Origin of the sequence: Pedobacter zeaxanthinifaciens (genome assembly GCF_003313335.1) — a bacterium.
GTDB lineage: Bacteria > Bacteroidota > Bacteroidia > Sphingobacteriales > Sphingobacteriaceae > Pedobacter > Pedobacter zeaxanthinifaciens.
Window position 1 is genome coordinate 278,068 of record NZ_QMHP01000005.1, and the last position, 18,319, is coordinate 296,386.

Annotated in this window: 32 protein-coding genes; 1 reads left to right on the plus strand and 31 read right to left on the minus strand. The window is 38.2% G+C overall.

Annotation, left to right across the window (positions count from 1 at the left end; translation table 11 throughout):
* Window positions 1–89: 89 nt before the first annotated feature.
* The 31 genes from DUT68_RS09995 to DUT68_RS10145 form a co-directional block, all read right to left on the minus strand.
* Window positions 90–1,082, minus strand: a complete 993-nt coding sequence (locus DUT68_RS09995) for a DNA-directed RNA polymerase subunit alpha (RefSeq protein ID WP_113638043.1) — start codon at window positions 1,080–1,082, stop codon at window positions 90–92.
* Window positions 1,083–1,160: 78 nt separating this feature from the next.
* Window positions 1,161–1,769, minus strand: a complete 609-nt coding sequence (gene rpsD / locus DUT68_RS10000; protein ID WP_113638044.1) for a 30S ribosomal protein S4 — start codon at window positions 1,767–1,769, stop codon at window positions 1,161–1,163.
* 66 nt (window positions 1,770–1,835) lie between these two features.
* A complete protein-coding gene (gene rpsK, locus DUT68_RS10005; RefSeq protein WP_113638045.1) occupies window positions 1,836–2,225 on the minus strand; it encodes a 30S ribosomal protein S11 in 390 nt (129 codons plus the stop codon).
* 137 nt (window positions 2,226–2,362) lie between these two features.
* Window positions 2,363–2,740 carry a 30S ribosomal protein S13 gene (rpsM, locus tag DUT68_RS10010; protein ID WP_113638046.1) on the minus strand — a complete coding sequence of 126 codons (378 nt, stop codon included), beginning with the start codon at window positions 2,738–2,740 and terminating at the stop codon, window positions 2,363–2,365.
* 77 nt (window positions 2,741–2,817) lie between these two features.
* Window positions 2,818–2,934, minus strand: a complete 117-nt coding sequence (rpmJ, locus tag DUT68_RS10015) for a 50S ribosomal protein L36 (protein WP_113638047.1) — start codon at window positions 2,932–2,934, stop codon at window positions 2,818–2,820.
* 1 nt (window position 2,935) lies between these two features.
* Window positions 2,936–3,154 (minus strand): translation initiation factor IF-1, encoded by a 219-nt coding sequence (gene infA / locus DUT68_RS10020; protein WP_079643278.1) that lies wholly within the window; start codon window positions 3,152–3,154, stop codon window positions 2,936–2,938.
* Between the two features lie 71 nt (window positions 3,155–3,225).
* The gene (gene map / locus DUT68_RS10025; protein ID WP_113638048.1) at window positions 3,226–4,011 is read right to left on the minus strand and encodes a type I methionyl aminopeptidase; all 786 of its coding nucleotides are present in this window, start codon (window positions 4,009–4,011) and stop codon (window positions 3,226–3,228) included.
* Window positions 4,012–4,030: 19 nt separating this feature from the next.
* Entirely contained in the window at window positions 4,031–5,374 is a 1,344-nt protein-coding gene (secY, locus tag DUT68_RS10030; RefSeq protein WP_113638049.1) for a preprotein translocase subunit SecY, read from the minus strand.
* A 1-nt stretch (window position 5,375) separates the two neighbouring features.
* Entirely contained in the window at window positions 5,376–5,822 is a 447-nt protein-coding gene (rplO, locus tag DUT68_RS10035) for a 50S ribosomal protein L15 (RefSeq protein ID WP_113638050.1), read from the minus strand.
* Between the two features lie 111 nt (window positions 5,823–5,933).
* A complete protein-coding gene (gene rpmD, locus DUT68_RS10040) occupies window positions 5,934–6,113 on the minus strand; it encodes a 50S ribosomal protein L30 (RefSeq protein ID WP_113638051.1) in 180 nt (59 codons plus the stop codon).
* A gap of 4 nt (window positions 6,114–6,117) precedes the next feature.
* A complete protein-coding gene (gene rpsE / locus DUT68_RS10045; RefSeq protein WP_113638052.1) occupies window positions 6,118–6,636 on the minus strand; it encodes a 30S ribosomal protein S5 in 519 nt (172 codons plus the stop codon).
* An 18-nt stretch (window positions 6,637–6,654) separates the two neighbouring features.
* The gene (rplR, locus tag DUT68_RS10050; RefSeq protein WP_113638053.1) at window positions 6,655–7,008 is read right to left on the minus strand and encodes a 50S ribosomal protein L18; all 354 of its coding nucleotides are present in this window, start codon (window positions 7,006–7,008) and stop codon (window positions 6,655–6,657) included.
* Between the two features lie 5 nt (window positions 7,009–7,013).
* On the minus strand, window positions 7,014–7,571 hold the full coding sequence (rplF, locus tag DUT68_RS10055) for a 50S ribosomal protein L6 (RefSeq protein WP_113638054.1): 558 nt from the start codon (window positions 7,569–7,571) through the stop codon (window positions 7,014–7,016).
* Between the two features lie 18 nt (window positions 7,572–7,589).
* Entirely contained in the window at window positions 7,590–7,988 is a 399-nt protein-coding gene (rpsH, locus tag DUT68_RS10060; RefSeq protein ID WP_113638119.1) for a 30S ribosomal protein S8, read from the minus strand.
* 165 nt (window positions 7,989–8,153) lie between these two features.
* Window positions 8,154–8,423: a 30S ribosomal protein S14 gene (rpsN, locus tag DUT68_RS10065; protein ID WP_113638055.1), complete on the minus strand. Its 270-nt coding sequence runs from the start codon at window positions 8,421–8,423 to the stop codon at window positions 8,154–8,156.
* A complete protein-coding gene (gene rplE, locus DUT68_RS10070; RefSeq protein WP_113638056.1) occupies window positions 8,423–8,989 on the minus strand; it encodes a 50S ribosomal protein L5 in 567 nt (188 codons plus the stop codon). Before rplE ends, rpsN begins: the two co-directional genes overlap by 1 nt.
* Entirely contained in the window at window positions 8,989–9,330 is a 342-nt protein-coding gene (gene rplX / locus DUT68_RS10075) for a 50S ribosomal protein L24 (RefSeq protein WP_113638057.1), read from the minus strand. Before rplX ends, rplE begins: the two co-directional genes overlap by 1 nt.
* Before the next feature lies 1 nt (window position 9,331).
* Entirely contained in the window at window positions 9,332–9,700 is a 369-nt protein-coding gene (rplN, locus tag DUT68_RS10080) for a 50S ribosomal protein L14 (protein ID WP_113638058.1), read from the minus strand.
* Window position 9,701: 1 nt separating this feature from the next.
* Window positions 9,702–9,956, minus strand: coding sequence for a 30S ribosomal protein S17 (rpsQ, locus tag DUT68_RS10085; protein ID WP_113638059.1), 255 nt, complete (start codon window positions 9,954–9,956; stop codon window positions 9,702–9,704).
* 13 nt (window positions 9,957–9,969) lie between these two features.
* Entirely contained in the window at window positions 9,970–10,179 is a 210-nt protein-coding gene (rpmC, locus tag DUT68_RS10090; RefSeq protein WP_113638060.1) for a 50S ribosomal protein L29, read from the minus strand.
* A gap of 75 nt (window positions 10,180–10,254) precedes the next feature.
* Window positions 10,255–10,677, minus strand: a complete 423-nt coding sequence (gene rplP / locus DUT68_RS10095) for a 50S ribosomal protein L16 (RefSeq protein WP_113638061.1) — start codon at window positions 10,675–10,677, stop codon at window positions 10,255–10,257.
* Window positions 10,678–10,711: 34 nt separating this feature from the next.
* The gene (gene rpsC / locus DUT68_RS10100) at window positions 10,712–11,512 is read right to left on the minus strand and encodes a 30S ribosomal protein S3 (RefSeq protein WP_113638062.1); all 801 of its coding nucleotides are present in this window, start codon (window positions 11,510–11,512) and stop codon (window positions 10,712–10,714) included.
* 5 nt (window positions 11,513–11,517) lie between these two features.
* The gene (rplV, locus tag DUT68_RS10105; RefSeq protein ID WP_113638063.1) at window positions 11,518–11,880 is read right to left on the minus strand and encodes a 50S ribosomal protein L22; all 363 of its coding nucleotides are present in this window, start codon (window positions 11,878–11,880) and stop codon (window positions 11,518–11,520) included.
* A 7-nt stretch (window positions 11,881–11,887) separates the two neighbouring features.
* On the minus strand, window positions 11,888–12,154 hold the full coding sequence (gene rpsS, locus DUT68_RS10110; protein WP_113638064.1) for a 30S ribosomal protein S19: 267 nt from the start codon (window positions 12,152–12,154) through the stop codon (window positions 11,888–11,890).
* Window positions 12,154–12,978 carry a 50S ribosomal protein L2 gene (gene rplB, locus DUT68_RS10115; protein WP_113638065.1) on the minus strand — a complete coding sequence of 275 codons (825 nt, stop codon included), beginning with the start codon at window positions 12,976–12,978 and terminating at the stop codon, window positions 12,154–12,156. Before rplB ends, rpsS begins: the two co-directional genes overlap by 1 nt.
* 25 nt (window positions 12,979–13,003) lie before the next feature.
* A complete protein-coding gene (rplW, locus tag DUT68_RS10120; protein WP_113638066.1) occupies window positions 13,004–13,294 on the minus strand; it encodes a 50S ribosomal protein L23 in 291 nt (96 codons plus the stop codon).
* Between the two features lies 1 nt (window position 13,295).
* Window positions 13,296–13,925, minus strand: a complete 630-nt coding sequence (gene rplD / locus DUT68_RS10125) for a 50S ribosomal protein L4 (protein WP_113638067.1) — start codon at window positions 13,923–13,925, stop codon at window positions 13,296–13,298.
* A 5-nt stretch (window positions 13,926–13,930) separates the two neighbouring features.
* On the minus strand, window positions 13,931–14,548 hold the full coding sequence (rplC, locus tag DUT68_RS10130; RefSeq protein WP_113638120.1) for a 50S ribosomal protein L3: 618 nt from the start codon (window positions 14,546–14,548) through the stop codon (window positions 13,931–13,933).
* Between the two features lie 315 nt (window positions 14,549–14,863).
* A complete protein-coding gene (locus DUT68_RS10135) occupies window positions 14,864–15,253 on the minus strand; it encodes a DUF1634 domain-containing protein (protein ID WP_113638068.1) in 390 nt (129 codons plus the stop codon).
* On the minus strand, window positions 15,253–16,089 hold the full coding sequence (locus tag DUT68_RS10140) for a sulfite exporter TauE/SafE family protein (RefSeq protein ID WP_113638069.1): 837 nt from the start codon (window positions 16,087–16,089) through the stop codon (window positions 15,253–15,255). Before DUT68_RS10140 ends, DUT68_RS10135 begins: the two co-directional genes overlap by 1 nt.
* A 134-nt stretch (window positions 16,090–16,223) precedes the next feature.
* Entirely contained in the window at window positions 16,224–17,477 is a 1,254-nt protein-coding gene (locus DUT68_RS10145) for a prephenate dehydrogenase (RefSeq protein WP_113638070.1), read from the minus strand.
* A gap of 158 nt (window positions 17,478–17,635) precedes the next feature.
* Here DUT68_RS10145 and DUT68_RS10150 point away from each other — a divergent pair, with 158 nt between their 5' ends.
* The gene (locus tag DUT68_RS10150) at window positions 17,636–18,316 is read left to right on the plus strand and encodes a hypothetical protein (RefSeq protein WP_113638071.1); all 681 of its coding nucleotides are present in this window, start codon (window positions 17,636–17,638) and stop codon (window positions 18,314–18,316) included.
* Window positions 18,317–18,319: the final 3 nt, after the last annotated feature.

Consider the following 18,319-nt stretch of genomic DNA (forward strand, 5'->3'; position numbering starts at 1 on the left):
GGAATTACACACAGTGAATTAATTTAATTCTAAAAGTTATACGTTATAAGTAATACGTAGTACGTAAAACCTACAACCTAAAACTTATATTATTCTTCGTCTAACTTAAATTTAGAAAGGTTCATTCCAAACGATAATTGTTTAGATTTTACCAATTCTTGGATCTCAGTTAAAGATTTTTTACCGAAGTTCCTGAATTTCAACATATCAGCTACATCGTAAGAAACCAAATCAGCTAAAGTACGGATATCAGCTGCTTTTAAGCAGTTCAATGCACGTACTGATAAATCTAAATCCACTAATTCCGTTTTAAGGATTTTACGCATGTGTAAAATTTCCTCATCAACTTCCTTAGTTTCTTCTTTAGCTTGTGATTCCAATACTAAGTTCTCATCAGAGAATAGCATAAAGTGTTGGATCAAAATTTTAGCTGCTTCTTTCAAAGCTTCTTCCGGATGGATAGATCCATCGGTTGAAATATCTAAAATTAACTTCTCGTAATCTGTTTTTTGCTCTACACGATAGTTTTCAATCGTGTACTTTACGTTTTTCATTGGAGTAAAAATCGAATCGATTGCAATCACTCCAACTACGCTATCAGAAACTTTATTCTCTTCTGCAGGAACATAACCACGTCCTTTGTTTACAGTTAATTCAACTTCCAAAGTAACTGATTTCTCCATATTGCAGATTACCAATTCTGGGTTCAACACCTCAAAATTGTTTGAGAATTTAGTAATATCTCCTGCTAAAAACTGCTCCTGACCATTTACGATGATAAAGATTTTCTCCGAATCGCCAGATTCACCTGTTTTTTTGAAACGAACTTGTTTCAAGTTAAGGATGATTTCCGTTAAATCTTCAACTACACCTTTGATAGTAGAAAACTCATGAGAAACGCCTGAAAAACGAATGCTTGTAATAGCATAGCCTTCTAATGAAGAAAGTAAAATTCTTCTTAGGGCATTACCAATGGTTACTCCGAAACCGGGCTCTAAAGGACGAAATTCAAATTGACCATCGAAATCAGTTGATTTCTGCATGATTACCTTATCTGGTTTCTGAAATGCTAAAATTGCCATTTATTAATGTTTTTAGATCGTTTATTAATGTTTTGTAATGTAAAAAAGTTAAAGCCACAAGGGCTTTAACAATTATGATTACTTAGAGTACAACTCTACTATAAGGTTTTCCTTAATGTTTTCAGGAATCTCATCGCGGTTAGGGTATGATAAGAACTTACCTGATAATTCTTTAGCGTTCCAATCTAACCAAGAATGTTTGTTGATTGCTCTTCCTGCTACTGAATTAGTGATCGCTTCTAAAGATTTTGATTTCTCTCTTACCGCGATAACATCGCCAGCTTTCAACTGATATGATGGAATATTTACTACTTCACCATTAACAGTTACGTGCTTGTGGCTAACTAACTGACGAGCACCTGAACGGCTAGGAGCAATACCTAATCTGTAAACAGTGTTATCTAAACGAGCTTCTAATAATTGCAATAAGTTATCACCAGTGATACCTTGACGAGAAGATGCTTTAGTAAATAAGTTACGGAATTGTTTTTCCAATACACCGTAAGTATATTTTACTTTTTGTTTCTCTTGCAACTGTACTGCGTACTCAGATTGCTTTCCTCTTCTTTTAGAAGCACCGTGTTGCCCTGGAGGATAGTTTTTTCTTTCTAATGCTTTATCAGGGCCGAAAATTGGCTCTCTGAATTTACGGGCGATTTTGGACTTTGGTCCGGTATATCTTGCCATTTTGTTGTGATTTTAAAGTATCAGCCCGACCGCATCGGGTGACTCTTAGCTTTAAAAATTAATTGATTAAACTCTTCTTTTCTTTGGAGGACGACATCCGTTGTGAGGAAGTGGAGTAATATCTTTAATAGATGTTACTTCTAATCCTGCTACCTGCAAAGTTCTGATAGCCGACTCACGACCTGAACCAGGACCTTTAACGAAAACCTCTACTTTACGCAAACCTAAATCGTAAGCTACTTTACCGCAATCAGAAGCAGCTTGTCCGGCAGCATAAGGAGTGTTCTTTTTAGAACCTTTGAAACCCATTTTACCTGCTGAAGACCAAGAAATGGTTTGACCATTGTTGTTTGTTAAAGTAACAATGATGTTGTTGAACGTAGCATTGATGTGAGCTTGGCCAACTGGCTCAATCACAACAAGACGTTTTTTGGTAACTTTTTTACTTTTAGCCATTTTTTCTTTTAGATTTTAGATATGAGAATTGAGAAAAAATTTCTCGGCACCCATATCTTCATTTTCTTTGATGTATTCCAGATTAGAGTAATACTTTAAAGACTATGCCTGCAAAGCATCACTCAACCTATCAATTATTATTTAGATGCTTTTTTCTTGTTAGCAACTGTTTTTCTCTTTCCTTTACGAGTACGAGAGTTGTTTTTAGTGCGCTGACCACGAACTGGTAAACCTTTTCTGTGACGAAGACCTCTGTAGCAACCGATATCCATTAAACGTTTGATGTTTAATTGAACCTCAGAACGCAAAGCGCCTTCCACTTTAATTTGATCGTTAATGATACCACGAATTGCAGACAATTCGTCATCTGACCAATCTTGTACTTTTTTGTTGAAATCGATACCTGCTTGAGTTAAAATCTCTTGAGCAGTTGATTTACCTATACCATAGATATAAGTTAATCCAATTTCACCTCTTTTGTTTCTCGGTAAATCAACACCTGAAATCCTTGCCATATTTGTATTTTTACTTTTTTAATGAACGACCGAACGGCGGGCCACCGTTGTACGGAAAACTCGTTCCAATTTTTTAATTATCCCTGACGTTGCTTGTATTTCGGATTTTTCTTGTTGATGATGTAAAGCTTTCCTTTACGGCGAATAATCTTGCAATCAGCGCTACGTTTTTTAATTGATGACCTAACTTTCATTTTATTTATATCTATAAGTGATTCTACCTTTTGTTAAATCATAAGGCGACATCTCTAGTTTTACTTTATCACCAGGCAAAATTTTGATGTAGTGCATCCTCATTTTTCCTGAAATATGTGCAATAATCTCGTGTCCATTTTCAAGTTCTACCCTGAACATCGCATTTGATAATGCCTCTTTAATTACTCCGTCTTGCTCAATTGAGGCTTGTTTAGCCATATATTATTGATTTTTACTTAATTAGCTGCTATTAAACAGGGTTGCAAAATTAAATATTATTTTTCAAATTTTTAACTTTTTTCTGCTAAAACTTTTTCTATCACTGAAAAAGTGCTTAAAACGTCTGCTTTACCCTTTTTTACAGCAACAGTGTGTTCAAAGTGTGCAGAGGGTTTATTATCCTTCGAAGTTACCGTCCATCCATCAGACCAAAATTTAACAGCGGCAGTACCAGCGTTAATCATTGGCTCAATGGCTATTACCATTCCCTCTTCCAACTTAATTCCCTTTCCTCGGCTACCGTAGTTTGGAACTTCAGGCTTCTCGTGAAGTTTAACACCAACACCGTGACCAACAAGTTCTCTTACTACTCCGAAGCCATTAGCCTCAGCATGTGATTGTACGGCATAAGCAATATCACCGATGCGCATACCAACAACCGCTTTGTCAATAGCGAAATTCAAACACTCTTGCGTAACCTTGATCAGTTTCTGACGTTCGTCATCTATTTCACCGATAGCAAAAGTATAAGCCGAATCACCAAAGAAATTGTTCTTGATGACACCACAATCCACAGAGATCAAGTCGCCATCTTTGATGACATAATCACTAGGAAAACCGTGGACTACCTGTTCGTTGGGAGAAATGCAAAGCGAATATGGGAATCCGCCGTAATTAAGAAAAGCTGGCACAGCTCCGTTATCTTTGATAAACTCGTATGCCAGCTTGTCTAATGATAATGTCGTAATTCCGGGTTTAATTACCTTAGCCACTTCGGCCAAAGTTTTTGAAACCAACAATGAACTTTCTCTAATTAACTCAATCTCTTCTTGAGACTTGTAAAATATCTTAGACATGTAATGTTTTAAACGCTAATTAAAGCGCTGCTCCGCTAGTGCTTGTAACAGCCGATGGGATACCAGAACGACCGGTTACCCTACCTGTTTTCATCAAACCATCATAGTGGCGCATTAACAAATAACTTTCTATCTGTTGCAAAGTATCTAATACTACGCCTACCAAAATCAACAATGAAGTACCGCCAAAAAAGTGAGCAAACTCCTGCTGAATTCCAACTTTTACTGCCAATGAAGGTAAAATCGCAATAGCTGCTAAGAATAACGATCCTGGGAAAGTAATCTTAGAAATTACATCATCAATGAAAGAAGAAGTAGCTAAACCTGGCTTAACACCTGGTATAAAACCACCATTTTTCTTCATATCGTCAGACATTTGCGTAGGATTAACCGTAATTGCAGTATAGAAGAAGGTAAACGCAATGATTAAAAATGCGAAGGTTAAGCTATAAGTTAATGAAGTAATATCCGAATATTGGTGCAACCAACTGTTTTGCAAGTTAGGAAACAATCCGATTAAGGCACTTGGCACAAACATTAAAGCTTGAGCGAAGATGATAGGCATTACCCCAGCAGCATTAACTTTTAAAGGGATGTACTGTCTAACGCCACCTACCTGCTTGTTACCAACAATACGTTTTGCGTATTGTACAGGCACTTTGCGCACACCTTGAACAATAAGAATGGTGAACATGATAATGGCATATAATGCTACGATCTCCAATACCAACCTGATCAAACCACCATCGCTACCTGCAAACACCGAGCTGATCTCCTGTGATAAAGCAATAGGCAAACGAGCAATGATACCAACCATGATGATTAAAGAAGTACCGTTACCAATACCTTTATCTGTAATTTTTTCACCAAGCCACATTACAAAAAGCGTACCTGCAGTTAAAACTATAGCCGAAACAAAGTAAAACAAAGTGTGATTGATAATAATCGCGTCCTGAGCTACTTGAGTTTTAACGTAACCAACCGCTTGTACAAGCGTAATAGCTACTGTTAGGTAACGTGTATACTGTGTTAACTTTTTACGTCCACTTTCACCTTCTTTTTGCATTTTTTGGAAAGTAGGCACAGCAATACCCAATAACTGCACCACGATAGATGCAGAAATATAAGGCATTACACCTAATGCAACGATAGACGCTTTAGAGAAAGCACCACCGGCAAACATATCCAATAAGCCTAAAAGACCAGTTTTTTGCGCATTTGATAATTGTGCAGGATCAACTCCTGGCAATACCACTTGGCAAACCAATCTATAGATCACAAGAATCATGAGCGTAAATAAGATACGCCCTTTTAATTCTTCGATTTTCCAAATATTACTTAAAGTAGAAAATAGCTTCTTCATTTTATAATTTTACGATTGAGCCTCCAGCAGCCTCGATAGCTTTTTGTGCGCTAGCAGAAAAAGCGTGAGCTGTTACTTCCAATTTAGCTTTAACTTCGCCACGACCTAAGATTTTCACTAAATCGTTTTTAGAAGCTAAACCATGTTCTTGCAATGTAGCAAAATTAATGGTGCTTAAGCTAAATTTCTCAGCTAATCCTTGTAATACATCTAGGTTAACGCCAACATACTCGGTACGGTTAATTGGTTTGAAACCAACTTTAGGCACACGACGTTGTAAAGGCATTTGACCACCTTCGAAACCTACTTTTGTAGAAGTACCTGAACGAGATCCAGCACCTTTATGACCGCGAGTAGATGTACCACCACGACCAGAACCTTGACCACGACCAATTCTTTTACTTGTTTTAACAGAACCTTTTGCAGGTTTTAAATTACTTAAGTTCATTTGATAAACTTTATTGTGTTGCCCCTTCGCTTTCACTAATCAGGAAACAACGATTAAACAAAAAAAATTTGCCTAAGATATATAAATCCTAAGCAAATCCTAATAATAATTTTATATAGCTTCGATAGCTACTAAGTGATTAACTTTTCTAACCATGCCAATGATTGCAGCATTAGCCTCAACCTCAACACTTTGGTTTAATTTGTTTAAACCTAAAGCCTTCATGGTTCTTTTTTGGCGCTCGCTTCTATCGATAACGCTCTTTACCTGAGTGATTTTAATTTTAGCCATGATCTTATCCGTTAAAAACTTTGTTTAAATCAACACCACGGTTTTGAGCTACTGTATAAGCGTCACGCATTTTTGTTAATGCATCAACTGTAGCTTTTACCACGTTGTGAGGATTTGATGAACCTTTTGATTTAGCCAATACGTTGTGTACACCAGCACTTTCTAGTACGGCACGCATTGCACCACCAGCAATTACTCCAGTACCCACAGCAGCAGGCTTAATTAATACAAAACCACCTGAGTATTTACCGATTTGCTCGTGAGGTACAGTACCGTTCAAAATTGGAACTTTTACCAAGTTCTTTTTTGCGTCGTCTACACCTTTAGCGATAGCTTCAGTAACCTCTTTAGCTTTGCCTAATCCGTAACCTACAACGCCGTTCTCATCACCTACAACTACGATAGCTGAAAAGCTGAAAGTACGACCACCTTTGGTTACTTTAGCAACACGTTGGATGCTCACTAAACGATCTTTTAATTCAATCTCGCTAGTTTTTACTCTTTTTATATTGATAGTTGACATTATATCTTATTTAAATGATTAAAATACTAGACCAGCTTCGCGGGCACCTTCTGCCAACGATTTTACACGACCATGGTACAAGTAACCATTTCTGTCGAAAACAACTTCCTTAACACCAGCTGCAATTGCTTTTTCGGCAACTAACTTACCTACTGCTACTGATTGTTCTGACTTGTTTCCTGAAGCATTGAAATCTTTAGATAAAGATGATGCTGCAACTATAGTTTTACCAGTTTCATCGTTAATGATTTGAGCATAAATACCTTTATTGCTTCTATAAACTGATAAACGTGGACGGCTCTCAGATCCAGTAAGTCTTTTTCTGATACCTTTTTTAATACGCTCTCTGCGTGATAATTTTTTTCCTGCCATTTTAATTATTTTTTAGAAGCTGATTTACCTGCTTTTCTTCTTAACACTTCGCCTACGAACTTGATACCTTTACCTTTGTATGGCTCTGGTGCACGTAACGAACGGATTTTAGCTGCTACTTGACCAATCAATTGTTTGTCGATGCTCTCTAAAATGATTTTAGGAGTTTGACCTTTTTCTGATGTGGTAGTTACTTTAATTTCAGCTGGCAATTGGAATACGTAGTGGTGAGAATAACCCAATACTAAATCCAAAGTTTGACCTTGGTTGCTAGCACGGTAACCAACACCTACTAATTCTTGTTCTAATTTATAACCTTCTGTTACACCTACAACCATGTTGTTGATTAGTGAACGATACAAACCATGTAAAGCTCTGTGTCTTTTTTGATCTGTTGGACGTTGTACGGTTAATACGCCATCTTCTTGAGAGATAGTGATATCTTTATCTACTAACTGGGTTAACTCTCCTTTAGGACCTTTTACAGTTACTAAGTTATCGTTATTAACGGTAATAGTTACTCCTGCAGGTATGTTAATTGGGGCTTTTCCTATTCTTGACATTGTACTGATCTCCTTTAATTAATAAACGTGACACAATACCTCACCGCCAATGTTCAATTTGGCTGCTTCTTTATCAGTCATTACACCTTTAGAAGTAGATAAGATTGCGATACCTAAACCATTTAATACTCTTGGCATGTTATCAACGCCTGCATACTGTCTCAAACCTGGCTTACTGATACGGGTTAACGTACGGATAGCTGGGATTTTCGTGATTGCATTGTATTTTAACGCAATTTTGATTGTACCTTGAGCAGTTGTGTCTTCAAACTTGTAGTTTGCGATGTAACCTTTGTCGAAAAGAACCTTAGTGATTTCTTTTTTAAGGTTAGAAGCTGGAATTTCTACAATCCTGTGATTTGCTTTGATAGCATTTCTTAATCTTGTAAGATAATCCGCTATTGGATCTGTATTCATTATGAATCGAATTGTGATACTGGTTTCCGTACGCATCAGCCGACTTCCGGACCTAATATCGGTTAATAATCTGTTTGTTCACTTATATGCTAATGAGTCATAAGCTGTAAGGGCTGCAAAAATACAACTTACAACTTATAACTCAAAAACTTATGTGATATTAAATTACCAGCTAGCTTTTCTTACCCCTGGGATTTTGCCTTCTAACGCCATTTCACGGAAAGTTACCCTTGAAATACCGAAAGTACGCATATAACCACGAGGACGGCCAGTTAACTTGCAACGGTTGTGTAAACGTACAGCCGAAGAGTTTTTAGGTAATTTGTCTAATGCTGCGTAATCGCCTGCTGCTTTCAATGCTGCACGTTTCTCAGCATATTTAGCTACTAATTTTTGGCGTTTAACTTCGCGAGCTTTTACTCCTTCTTTTGCCATTATTGTTCTGCTTTTTGATTTTTAAATGGTAATCCAAATTGTTTTAAAAGTTCCAATGCTTCAACATCAGTTTGGGCACTAGTTACAAACGTAATGTCCATACCTAAAATCTTGTTGATTTTGTCGATGTTGATCTCAGGGAAAATGATTTGCTCGGTAACACCTAAAGTGTAGTTACCTCTTCCATCAAATCCTTTATCATTGATTCCTTTGAAATCACGGATACGAGGCAAAGCTACAGAAATTAATCTATCTAAAAACTCGTACATGTTGTTGTCACGTAAAGTTACACGTACACCAATTGGCATACCTTTACGTAATTTAAAGTTTGATACGTCTTTTTTAGACTTAGCACTTACCGCTTGTTGACCAGTGATGGTACTTAACTCAACGATAGAGCTATCGATAATTTTCTTATCAGCTACAGAGTAACGACCAACACCTTGGTTGATAGAGATTTTCTGAAGCTTAGGAACTTGCATTACGCTTTTGTATTGGAATTTCTCTTTAAGAGCCGATACAATTTCCTCTTTATATTTGCTTTTTAATCTTGGTACGTATGCCATTATTTAATTTCCTCCCCTGAAACTTTAGCAACTCTAACTAATTTTCCGTCGGCATTTAATTTACGGCCAACACGAGTAGTTTTACCAGATTTTGGATCAACCAACTGAACGTTCGAAATATGAAGAGCAGCTTCTTTTTTAATTATGCCACCATTTGGAGTAGCAGCACTTGGCTTAGTGTGTTTAGATACAAGGTTTACACCTTCTACTACCACTCTATTTGCAGATACAAGTACTTCCTGTACTTTACCTTGTTGTCCTTTAGAGTCGCCAGCAATAACTTTTACTAGGTCGCCTTTACGGATCTTTAATTTTGCCGGTTTGTTAACTTTGTTTCCCATTTTATAATACCTCCGGTGCTAATGATACAATTTTCATGAATTGTTTTTCACGCAGTTCTCTTGCTACCGGGCCAAAAATACGTGTGCCACGAGGCTCATCTTGGTTGTTTAACAACACGGCTGCATTGTCGTCAAAACGGATATAAGAACCATCTTTACGACGGATTTCTTTTTTAGTTCTAACTACAACTGCTTTAGAAACAGTTCCTTTTTTAATGTTACCAGAAGGCAATGCGCTCTTTACAGTTACAACGATTTTGTCACCAATTGATGCATATCTTTTGCCGGTTCCACCAAGTACACGGATAACCAATACTTGTTTTGCGCCGCTGTTGTCGGCTACGTTTAATCTTGATTCCTGTTGTACCATCTTATTTAGCTCTTTCTAAAATTTGTACTAATCTCCAGTTCTTGTTTTTACTCAGCGGACGAGTTTCCATGATCAATACTGTATCGCCGATACCGCATTCGTTTTTCTCGTCATGAGCCATAAATTTGGTAGTTTTCTTTACGAACTTACCATAAATCGGGTGCTTCACTTTACGCTCCACAGCAACTACAACAGATTTATCCATTTTGTTGCTTACTACTAACCCGGTTCTTGTTTTTCTTAATTGTCTTTCCATTTCGACTCTAAAATTATTTAGTTTCAGTAGCTGCCGCTGCTTTCACAGCAGACAATTCAGTGTTTAATCGGGCAATAGTTTTTCTGGCCGCAGTGATACGGTTAGGATTTTCGATAGCCGAAATTGTGTGCGCAAATTTTAACTTAACTAAGTTTTGTTTTTCTTCTGCGATCTTAGCTACTAATTCTTCTTGTGAAAGCCCTTTGATTTCTGAGTTTTTCATCTTATTAATTTTTATAGTGATGGGTCTAGCGGTTATAATAACAAGTTACTTACAACATTGATCCCATCTTTCTTTTTATGCTTCTACGTAATCTCTACGTACTACAAATTTTGTTTGAACAGGTAATTTCTGAGCAGCTAACCTTAACGCTTCTTTAGCAATTGCCAAAGGCACGCCTTCTGCTTCGAAAAGGATACGTCCAGGTCTAACTACGGCTACCCAATATTCAGGTGCACCTTTACCTTTACCCATACGTACCTCAGCTGGTTTCTTAGTTACCGGTTTGTCCGGGAAAATTCTGATCCAAACTTGACCTTCACGTTTCATGTAACGAGTTACCGCGATACGTGCTGCCTCAATTTGGCGACTTGTGATCCAAGTAGCTTCTAAAGATTTGATTCCAAAAGATCCGAATGATAGCTCAGCACCACGAGTTGCTAAACCTTTCATCCTGCCCTTTTGCATCTTTCTGAACTTGGTTCTTTTTGGCTGTAACATTTTATTTAAATATTATCGTTGAACGATTTGTTAACTATTTGCGAGGGCCTCTGTTGTTGCCACCGCCTCTATTATCTCTTCCGCCTTGACCCGGACGACCGCCACCGCGTTTGTCGTTGTTCCTTCTGTCGCCGCCGCCTCTGTTCTCTCTAGCTCCGCTGTTACCTGGTGCATTGTTAGCTGCGCCAATGTTTGGAGAAAGATCACGTTTGCCATAAACTTCACCTTTACAGATCCAAACTTTGATACCTATTTTACCGTAGGTAGTTAAAGCTTCTGCTAAAGCGTAGTCGATATCGGCACGGAAAGTATGCAAAGGAATTCTTCCTTCTTTGTACTGTTCTGTACGAGCCATCTCAGCACCACCTAAACGGCCAGAAGTCATGATTTTGATACCTTCTGCTCCCATTCTCATGGTTGATGCGATTGATGATTTCATTGCTCTACGGAACGAGATCCTAGCTTCTAATTGTTTTGCAACACCTTCTGCTACTAATTGTGCATCAAGCTCAGGGCGTTTAATTTCAAAGATGTTAATTTGAATTTCCTTTTTAGTCAATTTCTTTAACTCTTCTTTGATTTTATCAACCTCTTGGCCTGCTTTACCGATTACAATTCCTGGACGTGCTGTGTGGATAGTAACAGTGATACGTTTTAAGGTACGCTCAATTACTACTTTAGAAACACCGCCTTTTGCAATACGAGCTGAAAGGTATTTTCTTATTTTTTCGTCCTCAACTAATTTATCAGCATAGTTGTTGCCACCGAACCAGTTAGAATCCCAACCTCTGATGATTCCTAACCTGTTACCTATTGGATGTGCTTTTTGTCCCATTTCTGTTAATTAGTTTGAGTTTCAACGTTTTTACTATCTACAACAAGGGTTACGTGGTTAGAACGCTTACGGATTCTATAACCGCGGCCTTGAGGTGCTGGTCTAAGTCTTTTCAACTGACGACCACCGTCAACCATTACCGATTTAACGAATAATTGGCTTTCTTCAGGGCGAGAACCAGAATTTTTTTGCTCCCAATTGTTGATGGCAGACAATAAAAGTTTTTCAACTCTTATAGCAGCTTCTTTATTGGTGTACTTCAAAATCTGTAATGCTTTCTCAACACGCTCACCTCTGATAAGATCCACAACTAAACGCATCTTACGCGGTGAAGTTGGGCAATTGTTTAATTTCGCTACTGCTTCCATCTTTTAATTATTTTTTCTTTTCAGAGTGGCCCCTAAAGGTTCTAGTTGGAGCGAACTCCCCTAGCTTGTGGCCAACCATGTTTTCTGTTACGTATACTGGTATAAATTTATTGCCGTTATGCACTGCAAATGTGTGACCTACGAAATCAGGAGAAATCATTGATCTGCGAGACCAAGTTTTGATTACTGTTCTTTTGCCTGATTCGTTCATAGAGTTTACTTTACGCTCTACGTTGTGGTCAATATAAGGTCCTTTTTTAATTGAACGAGCCATTATTTTTTCCTTTTCTCTATGATGAAACGATTTGAGTATTTTTTAAGTGAACGGGTTTTGTAGCCTTTAGCTAGAACGCCTGTTCTTGAACGTGGGTGACCACCTGAAGCGCGACCTTCACCACCACCCATTGGGTGATCAACAGGGTTCATCGCTACTGGACGAGTACGAGGACGACGACCGATCCAACGGCTACGACCTGCTTTACCCAACACTTCGTTTGCATGATCAGAGTTAGAAACTGTACCAATAGTGGCTAAACAAGTAACTAAGATAGATCTTACTTCACCTGAAGGCAATTTGATGGTAGCATATTTACCGTCTCTTGCAGCTAATTGTGCATAAGAACCGGCGCTACGTGCCAACTGAGCACCTTTTCCAGGGTGAAGCTCTAAATTGTGGATGATAGAACCTAGAGGGATGTTAGCTAATTTCAAAGTATTACCTACTTCTGGGGTAGCTTTATCGCCTGAAAGCAATGTTTGTCCTACTTGCAATCCTTCCGGTGCAATGATATAACGCTTCTCACCATCAGCATAGTTAAGTAATGCGATGCGTGCTGTACGGTTAGGATCGTACTCAATAGTAGCTACAACAGCAGGAATATCAAACTTATCACGTTTAAAATCAATTAAACGGTAAGATTTTTTGTGGCCACCACCGATATAGCGCATGGTCATCTTTCCTGTATTGTTACGACCTCCCGATTTCTTAGAAGATACAACCAATGATTTTTCGGGCTTGGTTGCTGTAATCTCCGTAAAACTAGCACCAACTCTAAAGCGGGTACCCGGAGTAACTGGTTTAAATTTTCTTAAGCCCATAGTTATTAATTATTCAATTTTTATATTAAATATTCGCGTAATAATCTATTGTTTCTCCATCTTTAAGGGTAACAACAGCTTTTTTGTATTTAGGGCTACGGCCAGTTACCAAACCTGCTTTGGTGTTTCTGGTTTTTGCCTTGCCTTGTACTACCATTGTATTTACCGCAACGATAGTTACGCCATACATTTGCTCGATAGCACTTTTAATCTGCAATTTGTTAGCTCTATGATCTACTTGGAAAGTAAAACGGTTAGCTTTTTCAGTTAATGCAGATGCTTTTTCGGTTAAAATTGGTCTTTGTAAGATTTCCATATTACTTGGCAAATGCCTCCTCCAATGATTTAAGCGAATTAGCAGTTAACAAAAGTTTACTAGCGTTTAATACATCATAAGTATTTAAATCGCCTGCAGTGATAACTTTAGCTTTCTGAATATTTCTGCTTGATAAATAAATATTGTTGTTTTGTTCTGGCAACACTAACAAAGTTTTCTCGTCAGCTAAGTTTAATGCGTTTACCAAGTTTACATAGTTTTTAGTTTTGATGCTATCAAAATTGAAGTCTTCTAAAACCACGATGCTGTTATCTTGAGCTTTGTATGATAAAGCAGATTTACGAGCTAATGATTTTAATTTTTTGTTCAATTTAAAACTATAGTCACGAGGTTGAGGACCAAAAACACGACCACCGCCATTGAACAATGGAGATTTAATGCTTCCGGCACGTGCACCACCAGTACCTTTTTGTTTGTATAATTTACGTGTAGAACCAGCAATTTCGTTACGTTGCTTAGCTTTGTGCGTACCTTGACGTTGGTTAGCCAAATACTGTTTTACATCTAAATAAATCGCGTGGTCGTTTGGTGTAACACCAAATACCGACTCAGGAAGTTGCACCTTGGCACCTGTCTCTTTTCCTGAAATGTTTACTACTTTAACTTCCATCTTGCTTACTTATCTAAGATTACGTAAGAACCTTTAGCTCCTGGTACGGAACCGCTAACTACTACTAGGTTTTGCTCAGGATAAACTTTCAATACTTGTAAGTTTTGAACTTTTACTCTGTCGCCACCTGTTCTACCCGCCATACGCATACCTTTGAATACACGTGAAGGCCAAGAAGAAGCTCCCAATGAACCTGGTGCACGCATCCTGTTGTGCTGACCGTGAGTTTGACCACCCACACCACCAAAACCGTGACGTTTTACCACACCTTGGAAACCTTTACCTTTTGAAGTTCCCACAACATCTACATAGTCACCTTCAGCGAAGATGTCTACAGTAACCGTGTCGCCTAAGTTTAAAGTTGCTTCAAACTCGCCGAACTCAACCAATTTACGTTTTGGAGTTGTGTTTGCTTTTGCGTAATGGCCTTTTAATGGCTGCGTTACGTTTTTCTCTTTTGCTTCATCAAATCCTAACTGGATTGACGAATAACCGTCTGTTTCTTCGGTTTTAACTTGTGTTACAACACAAGGCCCAGCTTCGATTACAGTACAAGGAATGTTTCTTCCTTCTGCATCGAAAATACTGGTCATTCCTACTTTTTTTCCAATAATTCCTGACATTTCTTTAATTAAGTTAACACCCATCGAAGCAGTAGGGCTTCGTTCAAGGTGGATATACAATCCCCGCAAAGGGACGGCAAAGATAGGCAAGAATTATTAATTTTCAAATAGTTAGCTAAAAAATTTTTGATGTTTTATTAACAGCTATTTGAAGCTTCGGGAAGTAAATGTGTTTCGAAATCAATTTAAGGAACAAAAAAACCTAACAAATTGACTTACATACACTTAAACTTATTGAGAATTTAGACCGGTAATTATAAGAATATTTAGTTAAAACAGCACTGAAAAATGATTGCATCAGCTTTGCTTAAACGACTAATGCGCAAAACCGCCGCTTAAGCTAGCCATGATAATAGCCAGCACCAGCAAACCAATAGCAACATATAGGTAATCTTTCTCTATAAAAAAACTAACTACCGCCATTAGTACTCGGGCTATTGGAGTGAATATGAGCATCAACAAACCAAATTGAACAATAGCTACGCCTTTAAAGGTTAATACTTCGCTAAAAATACCTGCTACAGTTTTTAAGGATACTTTGTTAAAATCGAAAACTTTATAATCAATGGTTTCGGCGGAATGATCAAAGAGATAAATGATACCGCCAATGACAACGATGCCCATGGAAATGTAAACGCCAACCCTCAATAAGTTGCCTACCAAGCTTTGGATGTCTTTATCTGTTATATTTTTTGCTTGCTCCATTAAAAACCTCCTGTCAATCCTTTATAAATCATTTGTATTGCCAAAATGGTAACAACTACCGCAAAAACCATTTTCAATTTATCTGTTTTTGCCTTAACCAACACTTTGGCACCAACAGTTGCCCCTAACAGTACGCCGATGCACACCGGCATTGCTATACCAGGATCAATTTGTCCGCGATGCAAATAAACTACAGCACTTGCCGCAGCGGTGACGCCCATCATGAAATTACTGGTAGTTGTAGAAACCTTAAAAGGCAAGCGCATGATGTTATCCATTGCAATTACTTTTAAAGCACCGCTTCCTATTCCAAGTAGGCCCGATAATGTACCTGCAAACAACATCATGAAAAATCCACCTCCTACATTTTTTACCGCATAAGGCGTTTCGACACCCTGATTGGGATACGACCCATTGAGTTTGAAAAATTTTGCGCCTTTGCTGCTGTAATCTATATTGGTATGATCTACTTTTTTACGCAAAGTCATTAACGAAGAGAAAATCAGTATGCAGCCAAATATTACAGCCACGTAGGCAGCGTTTAAATAAACCGCAATTACAGCTCCTAAAATAGCTCCTACTGTAGTGGCAATTTCTAAAAACATGCCAATTCGCATGTTTGTAAGTCCTTCTTTAACGTAAGCCGCCGCAGACCCCGTAGAAGTAGCAATTACAGAAATGATAGATGCGCCTATAGCATAATGAATATCAACACCTAAACCTAAAGTTAGTAATGGAATGATGATTACACCGCCTCCTAAACCAGTAAGAGAACCTAAAAAGCCAGCCAAAAATGCGCCAACAAGTACAATTAATGTAAATACTAGTACTGTCATGCCGGCAAATATAAGGCACTTCAATAGGCTTTATGCAATAAATACGCAATAAAACAATCTCTATGGAATACTTAGACTTTATAGTGTATAAGGCTAATTATAAAATTGATAAGCAATTTAATTGTAGGCAAGTACTAATCCATTAGTTCGGTAATCATCTCGGAACTTAGAGCCCTAGCCTGTTCCAAACGGTCTTTAAAAAAAGTTTTAGCAGCTTCAAAATGTGCTTTATAACCTTCCATATCTCCATAACAAATCATAGAGGCCCATTCGTGAACTGCAGTGTGGAAAGCTAAGTCATCATTTCTTATAGACTTATCGTATAAGGCCGTTTGTATGGTTTCTTCTAGCAGTGCATCATTTTTAAAAAGATATTCGGCTATGCCTAGGCGTAATTTAAATGGTGGAGTTTGACAAATTAAATTTTGATAAGGATTGATGCCCATCTTATGCCAAGCACAAACCATACTTAATATGCTTAAATGCGAATTAGGTTTTGGGGCACAGCTTTTATTGGAAAGGCTAAACGCTCCCATTACTTCGGCATCGAAAAACAAAGGCTCATCTGCCTTAAAAACAAAATTTTTAGCAGCCGCAATTCTATCCCTGAACTCAAGTTCTTTCTCGGCAATCATCAATGCAAAAAGTTCACTTTCGGTTTTTGCATATTGCCGTACCTGTGTTTGAGCATGGGGATTTAAAATGGCCAAGCCAGCATAAATATGTGCTTTATAACTGAAGATTCGGAGCGTAGTTAATATTTTCACATTATCAATACCGCCAGCGTAGGCTGGGCTATCCCAGGGATAGTAACCTTGATTGGCCCAGGCAGAACCCATACTTTCGAAGCCCATATGTGTTACCGCCTGGGTATCGGCAACAATTTTATCATGTTGGTGATAGCTTGGCATTTCGATGATATTGGATTGCAATGCTTGATAAATTTCAAGCGCCTTCTTATACGCCACCTCGCTAGCACGATGCCTTATGATGACCAGGATTTGCCCTTTGGTAGTTAAGCCGGGACCGTGAAGGGAATGGCTGGTAATGATGTGCGTATCTGCAGGCAGATAGTTTTCAAAGGCTTTAATTTCTGGATGTTTTACAGATGTTTGCCCTCCTACAATAGCGCCATACTTAGTGGATTTAGCATACATTGCTACCACCTGCGCTATTTTTTCTGCCTCAACACTGTAGATGATAAAATCTGATTTGCGAGAAACTTCATGTCCATCGGCTAGCACTTCTATGCCTTTATCTTTTAACTCGGTAGCTAGTTGTGGTAGATGATGAGGTAAATCGGTGCCGCAAACTTGATAGCCTGCCGCAGCGAACGTGAGCGCATACAACTTGCCCATATCCCCCAACCCGATGATTCCAATGTACATGGAGCAAAAGTATCACTGTAAGGTTTAAAAAAAATGACGCCAATCAATTGATTTATTGATTAAACATCCTAACTTGAGCCAAATTACGATAACACAATACAACTAAACTTGATAATAAATCTTTACTAATATTGTTTTAGTATTAAATAACATTAGGCATGAGACAAACTTTACTTCACTTTGCTGGCATTGTACTGCTATGTTTTATTAGTCAGAATATATTGGCACAAACTAAACCCGTTGCCCCACAAACCAAACCAGCACCAGTGGTAAAAAAGGTTTATCGCCAACGTGACACGGTAAAAAACACCGATCCGAGCTTAAATGGGCAATACACTTTTATGCTTTCCAGAACACGCACTTCTCCTGATGGTTATAAAATGATTGCCAAATATAGGTTAGATGAACTCTGGAAAAACGTAATGGACACCTTGCGCAAGGAAAAAGCTGACAAAAAAAATCTTCAGCAAAAAATTACCGAGCAGGATAAAACTGTTAATTATTTAAAAACTGAAATTTCTGGTAAAGAGGCTTCGCTTACTGAAAATACCAACAAGGTTAATGAAATTAGCGTGCTGGGTATGAGTTTTGAAAAAGACACTTACAACATTATGATGTGGAGTGTTGTTGGCGTTTTGGTAGTGGCCCTTATTGTGGTAATTGCCCGCTCAGGCAAAAGTGTTAGCGAGGCTAAGCACCGCACAGAGCTGTACAACGAAATTTCCGAAGAATATCAAGCCTTCAAATCAAAATCGGTGGAGAAGGAAAGAAAGCTTGCCAGGGAACTTCAAGACGAACGAAATAGGTTAGAAGAACTAATGAACGGCAGAAAGGGCTAGCAC